This is a genomic window from Dyadobacter sp. HNCC25DJ183, assembly GCF_056895175.1.
The window spans coordinates 408,728-422,018 of record NZ_JBXHAP010000006.1; the positions used below are offsets into that span (position 1 = coordinate 408,728).

Annotated in this window: 8 protein-coding genes; 5 read left to right on the plus strand and 3 right to left on the minus strand. The window is 48.1% G+C overall.

The genetic code is table 11. From position 1 onward, the window contains the following. Positions 1–77 precede the first annotated feature (77 nt). The 3 genes from AC1XTG_RS17440 to AC1XTG_RS17450 all read right to left on the minus strand — a co-directional run bounded on the left by AC1XTG_RS17440 (position 78) and on the right by AC1XTG_RS17450 (position 3,163). Positions 78–1,247: an endonuclease/exonuclease/phosphatase family protein gene (locus AC1XTG_RS17440; protein WP_484842813.1), complete on the minus strand. Its 1,170-nt coding sequence runs from the start codon at positions 1,245–1,247 to the stop codon at positions 78–80. A gap of 140 nt (positions 1,248–1,387) precedes the next feature. Further along, complete coding sequence (gene dnaJ / locus AC1XTG_RS17445) at positions 1,388–2,551, minus strand: molecular chaperone DnaJ (protein WP_484842814.1); 1,164 nt, start codon at positions 2,549–2,551, stop codon at positions 1,388–1,390. 33 nt (positions 2,552–2,584) lie between these two features. Then, the gene (locus AC1XTG_RS17450; protein WP_484842815.1) at positions 2,585–3,163 is read right to left on the minus strand and encodes a nucleotide exchange factor GrpE; all 579 of its coding nucleotides are present in this window, start codon (positions 3,161–3,163) and stop codon (positions 2,585–2,587) included. Between the two features lie 159 nt (positions 3,164–3,322). Here AC1XTG_RS17450 and queG point away from each other — a divergent pair, with 159 nt between their 5' ends. From queG to AC1XTG_RS17475, 5 genes are all read left to right on the plus strand, one after another. Beyond that, the gene (queG, locus tag AC1XTG_RS17455) at positions 3,323–4,270 is read left to right on the plus strand and encodes a tRNA epoxyqueuosine(34) reductase QueG (RefSeq protein ID WP_484842816.1); all 948 of its coding nucleotides are present in this window, start codon (positions 3,323–3,325) and stop codon (positions 4,268–4,270) included. A gap of 81 nt (positions 4,271–4,351) precedes the next feature. Beyond that, complete coding sequence (locus AC1XTG_RS17460; protein ID WP_484842817.1) at positions 4,352–4,765, plus strand: DUF1761 domain-containing protein; 414 nt, start codon at positions 4,352–4,354, stop codon at positions 4,763–4,765. A 383-nt stretch (positions 4,766–5,148) separates the two neighbouring features. Beyond that, the gene (locus tag AC1XTG_RS17465; RefSeq protein WP_484842818.1) at positions 5,149–8,223 is read left to right on the plus strand and encodes a SusC/RagA family TonB-linked outer membrane protein; all 3,075 of its coding nucleotides are present in this window, start codon (positions 5,149–5,151) and stop codon (positions 8,221–8,223) included. 25 nt (positions 8,224–8,248) lie between these two features. After that, on the plus strand, positions 8,249–9,820 hold the full coding sequence (locus AC1XTG_RS17470) for a SusD/RagB family nutrient-binding outer membrane lipoprotein (RefSeq protein ID WP_484842819.1): 1,572 nt from the start codon (positions 8,249–8,251) through the stop codon (positions 9,818–9,820). A 105-nt stretch (positions 9,821–9,925) separates the two neighbouring features. Continuing rightward, positions 9,926–13,225 (plus strand): VCBS repeat-containing protein, encoded by a 3,300-nt coding sequence (locus AC1XTG_RS17475; RefSeq protein ID WP_484842820.1) that lies wholly within the window; start codon positions 9,926–9,928, stop codon positions 13,223–13,225. The last annotated feature ends 66 nt before the right edge of the window (positions 13,226–13,291 follow it).

Sequence of the window (13,291 nt, forward strand, 5' to 3'; positions counted from 1 at the left end):
AGGGCAAACCAGCAAAAGCCGAAGTGTTGTCACCCTGAGCGCAGCCCTGGCATTGTCAGTCTGAGCGTAGCCGAAGACTAATCCAGCTTCACTTTCACCCAAACTAACCGGTGATCGGAGCTGGATTCTCTTTTTTCGACCAGTTCGGACATGGGTTCTCCTTTTGCCGGCCAGAATACGCCGCTGTCCAAAATCTTGAACCCATTTTTGGATGGAAGTACGTAATCTGCGCGCATTCGCCAGAATGCAGTATGGTTTTTAGCAAATGCATTGCCCGCGCTATGTTCCGCACCGCCTTTACTTGCAGGAGGCAGTTCGTTGTTGATCTTCGGATGATTGAGCAATGAACGTATTCCTTCGCCGATCGCATTGCCTTCGTCCGGCGATGCGTTTTGATCTCCCAGGATCACAAATGCAGTATTTGCTCCCAATCCTCCCTTTTTGCCATTATCATCATAGATATATGCTCCGTCGCTGATATAATCCCTCCAAAAGCGGATTTCATCGTGGTTGCGCTTTCCATTGCGGTCTTCGGGGCCGTCGAAAGAAGGCGGGGTAGGGTGGCTCGCAAGTACGTGAATGGTTCTTTCTCCAACCTTCACAGGAATATCCCAGTGTGATTTGGAAGAAAGCGGGTACTGTGCCCAGGCTTCTGCCGAATACCAGTCGCTGCCGTCTGGTTTCGTTGTTTTCAATGCGCCGGGCATATCTTTCCATTTGAAGTGCTGAAAAGTTCTCACCTGCGCCTCATCAATCGGGTACCGCGATAGCAGCGCCATTCCGTATTGGCCCGGATAGTTACCGAAACCCCAGGCGTCGGCTCCGTATTGCTCCGATTTTCCATTTCCGTCAAGATCAAACGGACTGGGCTGTCCTGTGTTTACTGTTGAGTAATAGTAGTAAGGATAATCGATCCCTTTTGCACCATCTGCGTCGGTTTTGAGATAGTTGTTAATGAAAGCACCTACGCTGGTGGTTCCGTCTTTCACATAATCAAACTCATTAAGCAGAATAATATCAGGCCGCACGGTTTTAATGATTTGCGCGATATTTCTGATCTGCTGGTTGCTGCCAGAGGCAAGTTCTTTCACCAGGATCTGTTCTGAAAGTCCTTTTGTGCCGCGAGGGAAGTAATTCTCCGCTTCCATACTTACGTTGTAAGTTGCTACGGTAAGTTCGTTTGCTGACTGCGCCTGCAGCTGAAAAGCGGCGGATGTGATCAATAGAGATAAGAGTGTTTTTTTCATGATAATGAATGCTGAACAACAAAAGTATCCGCAACCAGGGTAATAAATGTTACGGCAGTTTGAATTTTTAAAAGCAGGGCGTCAGTAACAAAAAGAGCCGCCTCCCGGAAGAAGCGGCTCATATCATTCAGGTATTTATATCAATGAAAAAAGTCTTTCATTTTGTCAAAAAATCCTTTCTCGTTCTTGCCCGGCTTCGGCTGGAAGTTAGGTGAGTGGCGCAGGGATTCCAATGTTTCACGTTCGTCAGACGATAGCTGCTGTGGTGTCCATACATTGATATGAACCAGCTGGTCGCCTTTTCCGTACCCATTCAGGTCTTTAATACCTTTGCCTTTCAACCGGAGGATTTTACCCGCCTGTGTGCCTGACTCTACATTGATCCTCGCTTTGCCGTCAATGGTCGGGATTTCTACCGAGGTACCTAGTGCTGCATCAATGAAGCTCAGGTGCATATCGAATACGACATTGTTACCATCGCGTTTCAGCATTGCATCTTCTTCTTCCTCAATCACGATCAGCAGGTCGCCCGCCATTCCGCCGCGCGCTGGTACATTACCTTTGCCCGACATTGAAAGCTGCATTCCTTCTGCTACACCGCCCGGTATGTTCAGTGTGATCAGGTCGTCCTGCAACAGTCTTCCTTCTCCTGCGCAGGAATCACAGCGCTCGCTGATGATCTTGCCGTCGCCGTTACAGGTTGGACAGGTGCTGGTAGAAACCATTTGTCCGAGCATGGTACTTACAACCTTGCGTACCTGGCCGGTTCCGTTACATCCATTACAATTGGTGAGCGATGTTCCGTTTTTAGCCCCGTTGCCACCGCAGGTATTGCAGGTTACGTGGCGTTTTACCTTTATTTTCTTCTCAACACCGTTTGCAACTTCTTCCAGGTTCAGTTTGAGCTTAATGCGCAGGTCCGAACCTTTCCGTACACGGCGGCCACCGCTCCCGCCTGCACGACCAAAAATGTCGCCAAAAGGGCTGCTGTCCCCGAATATATCTCCGAACTGAGAGAAAATATCGTCCATTGTAAACCCGCCGCCGCCGTAACCAGCTCCGCCGCCGCTTGCGCCGCCTACACCCGCGTGACCGAATTGGTCATACCTTGCCCGCTTGTTTTCGTCGCTCAGGATGCTGTAAGCTTCTGCTGCTTCCTTGAACTTGTCTTCCGCAGTAGGGTCGTCAGGGTTCTTGTCGGGGTGAAACTTGATCGCAAGCTTGCGATAAGCCTTCTTGATATCATCCGCAGTAGCTTGCTTGTCTACGCCCAGTACCTCGTAATAGTCTCTTTTCTTTGCCATTATTTTGTGCTAATGTATCTTTTACGCGGCTAACTAAGCCCCTACTATCACTTTCGCGTAGCGTATGACCTTGTCATTTAAATAATATCCTTTTTCAATTTCATCAATCACCTTGCCTTTCAGATCGTCGGAAGGTGCTGGGAATTGTGCGATGGATTCGTGGATTTCCGCATCGAAAACCTCTCCTTTGGAAGTCATTGGTTTCAAACCTTTTGATTCCAGTGCCTTAAACAGTTTGTTGTAAATCAAATCCACGCCTTCTTTCAAAGCTTCCACGTCCGTAGAAGAATCAAATGAAACTTTGGCACGTTCAAAATCGTCCACGATCGGAAGGATGAGCTTTACCATATCAGCGCCGGCACCCGAAATCATTTCAAGCTTTTCCTTCGCCGTTCTTCTGCGGAAGTTCTCGAAATCTGCATACAGGCGCAGGTACTTGTCTTTCAGCTCTGCAATCTCCGTTTTTGCAGCCGCCAGCGGGTCAGTTTCCTGAGCAGGCGCTTCATTTTTTATTTCCTGTCCTGCATTGTCAAGCGGTACCGAATTGGAAATTTCATTGTTTTCACTATTTGCCGTGTTGTCAGTTTCCAATGGCACATTTTCCTCGTTCATTTCGTAATTTTTGTCTTGATCTATGTTGAAATCTGTGTTTTCAGGCATAATTCTTAATAATAACGTGACTTATACAATGCACCAATTGAAGTAAATTATTTTGCCAGAGCTAAAATACTGACAAGATGGCATTTTACAATCAATTTGTAAATTTGCAAGATGACCAGCGCAGATCTAGTAAGCCAGGAAAGGAGTGGGTTCGTGAAAATGAAGGCGAAAGAAATCGGCTTCGACTTCTGTGGTATCTCCAGAGCGGAGTTCCTGGAAGAAGAGGCGCCGCGGCTCGAAAGCTGGCTCAACAAAGGGCGGAATGGACAAATGGGTTACATGGCCAACCATTTCGATAAACGCCTTGACCCGCGCAAGCTGGTCGAAGGCGCGAAAAGTGTTATTTCCGTGCTCCTGAATTACTACCCAGAAAAGCAGCTTCCCCAGGGAGATGACGACCTCAAAATCTCCAAATACGCCTACGGAACAGACTACCATTATGTATTAAAGGAAAAGCTGTCGCAGCTTATGCTGGCGATCAGTGAGGAAGTAGGCGAGGTAAATGGGCGCGTATTCACGGATTCTGCGCCGGTAATGGATAAAGCCTGGGCAGCTAAGAGCGGGCTGGGCTGGGTAGGAAAGCATTCCAACCTGCTTAACCGCGAGATGGGCAGCTTTTTCTTCATTGGTGAGATCATCTGTGATCTCGAACTGGCGCCCGATGGTCCCGTGCAGGATTACTGCGGTACCTGTACGCGCTGCATTGATGCTTGTCCGACAGACGCGATCACTGAACCTTTTGTAGTTGACGGAAGCAAATGCATCAGCTACTACACGATTGAGCTGAAAGAGGCGATCCCGCAGGATGTTGCTGGCAAGTTTGAGAACTGGATATTTGGTTGCGATATCTGTCAGGATGTATGCCCGTGGAACCGTTTTTCCCGGTCACATTCAACACCTGCATTCGATTTGCCGGAAACTTTGGCAGGCTTTAAAATGAGCGATTGGCAGGAAATAACGGAAGAAGTGTTTAAAGAAATTTTCAAACGGTCGCCTGTAAAAAGGGCCAAATTTGAAGGTTTGAGGCGGAATATCGATTTTGTTATATCCTCTAAATAAAAAGCACAACTAATAGTTAATCCTTTTATATTTGGGCTCGGGAGTTCCTTTCGATGACTGAATAACACACTCAATTTTAATATGAGAAAACAATCTGTCAATCTTTGGGCCGTGCTGGTGTGCGTAGTGATAGGGCAAGTTATTCCTCCGATTTGGTACAGTGCCTTTGCTGAAAAATGGATCGCGTTGAATGGCTTTACCATGGAGCAGATCAAAGCCGCTACGAGTCCCGCCCCATATCTTGCAAGCATTGTTTCTTCCTCTTTTATGGCCTACACAGTGGCCTGGGTCTTCACCAAAATTCCAGTTAAATCTGTCTGGAGCGGTTTCCTGACCGGCTTGCTTTTCGGGGTTGTCTTCATCCTGTTCGACACGATCGTTAAAGATCTTTTTTCGCTCAAACCTTTCCTTCTGGCGCTCATTGACGGCGGCGTAAGTGTGTTCGTTTATGCCATTACGGGAGCTGTTCTGGGTGGGTGGCGCAAGTACGATTAAGTGGCCCGCGTCGCGTCGCCTTGCATTCAATCTTACAATAATACTAGTTCATTAAGCCGCTTCACGCAGCCTCTTCGTGGCTTCTTTGTGCCGTTTTCATCCAACTTCCATACAGCTTGCATTCGCTTTTACCCGCAGATTGCTCCGTAGCAATAATGCCGAATCTTAATTGGTGTTTCGAGCACGCAGCCAAATTTTCTCATTTTTAATAATTGTAACTGCGACAAATAAAATTTCAAATAGTACTCTACGGGGCAGTTTTGGTACTTTCAATCATCATTATTGCAGAATATTAGTATAGTGCAATTAAATTTTACCGAATAAATTGTTATTGTTTCGAAATGAGTATAAATTTCAAAAATTTTAAAAACCCAACGAAACCTATGACTAAACATTTACGGTTGATGCTACTGACGTTTGTTCATGTAGCATTTCTTTGTTGCACCGCATTCGCTCAGGACCGGCAAATAACCGGGAAAGTGAATGATGAGAATGGTGCAGGACTGCCCGGGGCCAATATTCTCATTAAAGGCTCTACCCGTGGTACCAACACAGATGCGGAAGGTAATTTCTCTATCTCGGTTGCCTCCGGTTCTACGCTGATCATTTCTTCGGTAGGTTACACTTCAAAGGAAGTATCAGTGAGCGGTTCCATGACCACCGTTACCGTGACTCTTGATCCGGATGTTCGGAACCTTGGAGAAGTAGTGGTAACTGCATTGGGTATCGAAAGAAGCGCCAAGTCACTTACCTACGCGACCCAGAAGATTGACGGAAAGCAGCTTACCGATGTTCGTGATGCCAACTTTGTGAATACGCTTTCAGGTAAAGTAGCCGGTATTGTGATTACCCAGGGCGCAAGCGGCCCGGGTTCTGCAACACGCGTTACTTTGCGTGGAAACCGCTCTATTTCAGGTAATAACAACGCGCTGTTTGTTGTAGATGGTGTGCCTATTGACAATACGGTACAGGGACAGGTAGGCAGCGATTTTGGTGGTGTTAACGGAAGTGACGGAGCTTCAAACATCAACCCGGACGATATTGAGTCGATGAACGTGCTCAAAGGAGCGGCGGCATCTGCATTATATGGTAGCCGCGCGGCGAACGGGGTCATTATGATCACGACTAAAAGAGGAAAGGCTGGGGCTGTTTCTGCAAACATCAACTCCGGTGTAGTAATTGAAAATCCATTCGTTCTGCCCAAGCTTCAAAATACCTACGGACAAGGTAATGGGGGCATTTTCGCTGAGAAAGCAGGTCAGAGCTGGGGAGCGGCTGCTACTACTTATCCGGATAATGTGAAGGATTTTTTCAGGACCGGCGTGTCGACGAACAACTCGATCGGTATCTCCGCAGGAACTGACAAGGTTCAGACTTATACCTCTTACACCCATAACAGCAACCAGGGTATCATCCCTAACAATGGACTGACGCGGCATACATTGAACCTGCGTATAGGCACACAGTTTAGCAAAAAGTTTTCAACTGATGCCAAAATCACGTACACCAACCAGACTATTGAAAACAAGCCGCGCGCAGGAGAAGAAAGCGGCGCGGTGATGAATGTGTATAAAGTGCCGCGCAGCGTTGATCTGAGCACTTACAAGAATTATGAGGATGAAAATGGAAATCCGACTTACTGGACTACTTCTTCCATTTACATGAATCCTTACTGGACAATCAACAAAACGCCGAATACGGAGAAAAGAAACCGGACCATTATTCTCGGATCTGCCAAATACCAGCTTACAGACTGGCTGAACGTGCAGGGCAGAATCAGCTTTGACCGGTACGACGATCGCATTTCAAGAAGCTGGGCCAACAGAACATTGCTTTTTGCAGGCACAGGCGGATCTTACGAAGATTTTACAAACAATATCTCTGAAAAGAACCTTGACCTGATTGTTTCAGGAAACCATAACATCGGCAAAGATTTCGCATTGACTTACAACTTCGGTGCGGGACAAACTTACAAGCGTTTTTCACAGGTAGGTGGTTTTGCAAACGGGCTGAATGTACCCAACAAATTCGATCTCTCGTTCGCGACTACATTAACCCAGCGTGCTGATTTCAGTGAAAAAGAGCTGCACTACGTATTTGGTACCGCGTCTCTTTCTTACAAGGATTTCCTGACTGTAGATATGGCGGCGCGTAACGACTGGTCGTCTACCTTGCCCAAACCGTATTCGTACTTCTATCCGTCTTTCGGAGCAAACATTGTTCTTTCCGATGCAATGCAGCTGCCTGAGTGGATCAGCTTTGCAAAAATCAGGGGATCGTGGGCGCAAGTGGGTAACGATACTGATCCTTACCAGCTGGTTCAAACCTACACTTTCTCGCAAGGCGGCGGACCTGACAAGCTGGGCTTTATTTCCCGTGACGATACAAAACCTGCGGAAAACCTGAAACCGGAGATTTCTTCGTCAACAGAATTCGGGATCGACCTTCGCACATTTGATGGTCGCCTGGGACTGGATGTAACTTATTACAACTCCAACACGGTAAACCAGCTGCTCAAACTGGCACTTGCTCCTGCTTCGGGGTTTGCATTCCAGTTTATCAATGCTGGTAAAATCAATAACAAAGGGATCGAGATTTCTCTTTCAGCCAAGCCCGTAAGAACTGCAAACTTCAACTGGGATATGACCGTGAACTTTGCACGTAACAAAAACACAATCGTGAAGCTGAGTCCCGAAATCAAGGAAGCTACCCTGGCCGGCGGCTATGGACGTACAGCCAGCCCGGTCGTAAGGGAAGGTGGTTCTTATGGAGACCTGATCGCGCAGAAATGGGACCGTGACAGCACCACAGGCGCATTCATACTGACTGCCCCGGACAGTTTGGGTAAAGGCGGAGGCCGCCCTGTGGCAACGACCACCAACGAGATCATAGGTAACTTCAACCCGAAATTTACATTGGGTTTCAACAACCAGTTCAGCTACAAGAACTTTGTGTTCGGGTTTTTGATCGATGGTCGCTTTGGCGGTGTAATGACTTCCGGTACTGAGGCTAACCTTGCTTTTGACGGTAATGCGGAATATACAACCAACAACAGAGATGGCGGCTGGGTACTTCCGGGTGTGACGCGCTCCGGCGAAGCCAATACTGCGGCTATCAATGCAGAGGATTTTTGGACAACAGTGTCAGGCGGTCGCTATTCGTGGGGTGAATTCTTTACTTATTCAACAACCAATGTTCGTTTGAGAGAGCTTTCATTCGGATACAACATTCCAACTGGTCCCAACTTCTTCATCAAGAATGCACGGATTTCGTTTGTAGCCCGTAACCTCTTCTTCATTTACCGCGGCAGCGCGACGCTGGATATCCCGGGAGTTGCCAAAAGAAAGCTGCCTTTTGATCCGGATGTGAATCTGGGCGCAGGAAACTTTCAGGGTGTGGAATATGGAAACCTGCCTTCTACAAGAACCGTAGGCTTGAATCTAAAACTGGGATTCTAATCACAAATCATTATTAGGCTACAAAATGAAAATACATATAAAATATAAAAAGATAGCGTGCATTGGCCTGATAGCTGCAACCGTCGGGATCGGGCAGGCTTGTACAGGGGATTTTGAAGAAATGAATACAAGCAAGACAAAGCTCACCACTTTGTCTGATAGCGAGCTTCCATTCCTCTTTTCCCGCGCGCAGCAGCAGGCATCATATTCCAGCGGAACCTACCAGATCGCGCAAAACCTCTTTGCTGATTTGTACGCGCAGTACTTTGCGACTTCCGCAACCTACTTTCCAACAGATCGCTACGCAATGCGGTTTGACTGGCTTACAGGTCACTGGAACCCTGTATACACGCAGGTGGTACCGCAGCTGAAAACCATTTTTGAGCAGACAGATCCGGGCTCGGCTGAATATGCTCTGGCGAATGTGATCTGGGTATTTGCCTTTCACAGGCTTACGGATTATTACGGACCTATTCCTTACTCCGCTGCCGGAACACCTGCATTGTCAATCAAATACGATTCGCAGGCGGATATTTACAAGGATTTCTTTGTGAGACTGGATGCGGTCACAACGGTGCTCAAAGGTAAAACGACCGCTGTTCCTTATGGAAAATTCGATTTGATCTATAAAGGTGATGTTAACAAATGGATCAAATTTGCGAATACTCTCAGGCTGCGGCTAGCATTGCGGATCTCGAAAGTGGATCCGGCAGAAGCTAAAAAGCAGGCTGAGGCGGCTTACGCCGGCGGTATCATGACCGACGTTGCTGACGACGCTTACATGGGTAAAACACAGACCGGAGACGATGCCAATGGATTGAGCCGCATTGCTGTATGGAACGAGTTCCGTATGAGTGCTTCCATGGAGTCGGTACTGAAAGGTTACGCCGATCCCAGGATTGGAATTTACTTTCAGCCAGCCAGCGGAACAGGTACCTATGAAGGTCTGCGCAACGGTCTCACACCGAAACAACTTGCTGCCGGGCCAAACGGGAACAACAATAATTCAAATGTTGGAACAAGATGGGCAACCGGCTCAGGCGCCGACTGGACTACTGTTTTTGATACTCCTCAAAACATCCTGCATTCTGCCGAGGCTTACTTCCTGCGCGCAGAAGGTGCATTGAATGGCTGGGCAATGGGCGGTACTGCGAAAGAGCTTTATGAAAAGGGTATCACTGCCTCTATGAAGCAATGGGGCGTTTCTGATGCAGCCGCAGCAGCTTACGTGAACAGCATGAGCAAGCCGGTTGCGCCAGGGGATGAGCAAAATTCGCCTGCACTTTCCAATATTCCTGTAAAATGGGACGATGCAGCTTCTATTGCTGTGAAACGCGAGCAGATCGGTACGCAAAAATGGCTTGCATTATATCCCGACGGTATGGAGGCCTGGGCAGAGGCGAGAAGAACGCGTTTCCCGAAACTTTACCCGGTGGTGAACTCGGATAATGAAGATCTGAAAAACGGCGCAATGATCCGTCGCATTCCTTTCCTGCGAACAGAAAGGGAGACAAACGGAGCAGCTGTGAAGGCAGCCGAAGCGTTATTGGGTGGTCCTGATAAAGCGAGCACTCCATTGTGGTGGGACAAGAACTAGCCTCAATGGTGCTCTGAATGAAGCAAAAGGCGGGCTATGTGCCTGCCTTTTTGCTATTTAAGTGAAACCTCCTCTTTTTTGAATTGAGCTACAACCTTTGAAATAATGAAAAACAGCTTTCTGGCTTTCGTTCTGTGCGTTTCCCTATTCTCCTGCGGATCGGAAGATACCTTATTTACCTTGCTCAAACCTTCGCAAACGGGCATTGACTTCAACAATTTTATTGATGAAGATGCTTCGAATAATGTGCTGGAATACGGATATTTCTATAACGGGGGCGGAGTTGCGGCAGCTGATTTCAACAATGACGGGCTTGTAGATCTGTACTTTACAGGCAATATGGTCGCCAATAAACTGTATCTCAATAGAGGCGATTTTGAATTTGAAGATGTGTCGGAGCAATCGGGTACTGCATTGAATGAGGGCTGGAAAACGGGTGTGTCGCTCGTGGATATCAACGACGACGGCTGGATTGATATTTACGTTTGCCGGGCCGGTGCGCAGGATCCCAGGCTCAGGACAAAGCTGCTGTATGTCAACAATGGAAAAACGGCCGACGGGGTGCCGACCTTTACCGAGAAGGCAGCAGCGTACGGGCTTGATGATCGTTCCTACACCACTCAGGCTGCTTTTTTTGATTATGACAAAGACGGCGATACCGACTGTTTCCTGCTCAATCATTCGGTCCAGCAATATGCCGGATTCAGTAACCTGATCGCCAATTACCGCGAGCAGCGAAATGACGCTTACGGAAATAAATTACTGAGAAATGACGGCGGCAAATTCACGAATGTGACAGACTCTTCGGATATTGTGTCCAATGTGCTCAGCTTTGGTTTGGGGATCAATATCAATGATTTCAACAACGATGGCTGGCAGGATATCTACATTTCAAATGATTATAATGAAAACGACTACCTGTACCTGAACGAGAAAAACGGCCGGTTCAAAGAAGTGATCAGAGAAGCTACCGGGCACGTTTCGCTGTATTCAATGGGGACAGATGCGGCCGATATCAATAATGATGGGCTCGTGGATATCCTTACACTGGACATGCTGCCGGCTTCGAACGAGCGGATCAAGCTCACTTCCGGCGATGATAATTACGACAAATACCAGCAGCTGCTCCGTGCAGGCTTTCACGATCAGACAATGCGGAATATGTTGCAGCTGAACAGCGGCGTCAATGCAGACGGTGTGCCGGTATTCAGCGAAATTGGTCAGCTGGCTGGTATTTCCAACACGGACTGGAGCTGGGCGGGTTTAATGGCGGATTTTGATAATGACGGCTGGAAAGACATTTTCATTTCAAACGGATATGCCCGCGATTACACCAATATGGAATTCCTGAAATACTCAACTGATCTGCAAGGCCAGGCGGGAAAAGGAGGGAAGCAGCCTACACAAATGGAAATTATTGCCGAAATGCCGCCCATTGATGAACCCGATGATATTTTCCAAAATCAGAAAAACCTCACTTTTGCCAAAAAAACAAAAGAATGGGGCTTTGAAAAAGGTAATCAGTCCAACGGCGCCATTTATGCGGATCTGGACAACGACGGGGATCTTGATCTGGTGGTCAATAATGTAAATCAGAAAGCATTTGTATATAAAAACAATGCAGAAACAAAGCTGCCTAACAAGTACCTCAAAGTAAAGCTCAATGCACCGAAGTTCGCTTTCATGGCAGGGGCCAAACTGGATCTTTATTCCGATTCGCTGATGCAGACGCACAGCTTTCAGCCCGTGCGCGGCTTCCAGTCTGCGCAATGGGACGCGGTACATTTCGGGCTGGGCAGCGCGCAACGTATAGACAGCCTGGTTGTGTCCTGGGCTGACGGAAGGAGACAAACCCTGAAAAATGTAAAACCGGGAAGCGGGCTAATCCTGAAATATACGGACGCACAGAAGTCTGCCGGGGACAAGGTCCTCCCTCAGCCTGCGCTATGGACGCCGGAAAACCTTCTTGATTTTACACATACCGAAGACCAGCGGAATGATTTCCGCGTACAAACGCTGCTGCCTGCGATGCTATCTGCACAAGGCCCTCATTTTGCTAAAAAGGACATTAACAAGGACGGAACCGAGGATATCTATGTGGGCGGAGCGCGTGGGCAGGCGGGTGCATTGTTCCTGAGCAGTAATGGGAAACTGGTGAAATCGCCGCAGCCGGCATTGGAAGCAGATGCTGCTTTCGAGGATGCTGATATGGAATTTTTTGATGCAGACGGGGACAATGATTTCGACTTGCTGGTAACCAGCCAGGGGTACGAGCTCAATGCAGGCGATCCGCTGTTGCTACCGCGGCTTTACATTAATGAAAATGGAAAATTTCGGAAGGCAGCATTGCCTGCGGCTGGTTTGAATGCGGCAGTAGTTGTGAGCGCCGACGTGGATAAGGATGGTGATTACGACCTTTTCCTGGGTACCCGCGTAACGCCGGGCCGGTTTCCGGAAAGTACGGGGGGCGTTTTGCTGATCAATGACGGAAAGGGGAGGTTTTCAGATCAAACCAAAGTAAATGCAGCTCAGCTGGTAGACGCGGGAATGGTGACTGACGCCGTTTTTCAGGATCTGAATGGAGATGGTTTTCCGGAGCTATTGCTCACGACCGACTGGGGGCCTGTGAAGGTATTTGGCAATAACAACGGAAAGCTCACTGATGCGAGCGCGGCCTGGTCGACGAATGCACTTACCGGCTGCTGGAACACCATTGAAAGTGCTGACCTGGATGCCGACGGAGATATGGATTTTGTAGTCGGGAATGTGGGGACGAACTGGCAATGGAATGTTGTTTCTCCAAAAGGGCTGTCTATGTATGCGGCTGACTTTGATAATCTTAACCGCATTGTGCCGGTGATCGCGATCACTGAAAATGGCAAAGAGTTCCCATTTGCGAGTCGTGACGAGTTGCTGGACCAGGTGCCTTCACTCAAAAAGAAATACAACAATTACGTTACCTATTCCAGCGCGGCCCTGAACGAAATACTGCCGGCAGAAAAACTGAATGCGGCCAGAAAACTCGGAGTAAGTGAGTTCAGGAGCGGGATCCTTGAAAATAATGGCGGCAAGTTCACCTTCCGTCCGCTGCCTGTTGAAGCGCAGTTCGCGCCGGTTTACGCAATCGCCGTGACGGATATGAATGCAGACGGGAAGCCTGACCTGGTTCTTGGCGGTAACATCAGGCAAACGCGCGTGCGGCTTGGCAGGAACGACGCCAGTCTGATGCAGGCGTTTGTTAATAAGGGTTCGCAGCAATTTTCCTTCCTTCCTCAATACAAAAGCGGATTTTACGTTAAAGGCGATGTGCGGGATATTGCACTGGTGCAGAGTGGCGGAGTAAGTTATTTGCTGGCTGCTGTCAATAACGGGAAGATGGAGGGGTACAGGTTGAGAAAGCACTGATTTCCAATGATATTCTTGTAAACCCCCGGTTCTTCATAGCCGGGGGTTTTTGTTGTTGCAGACTTT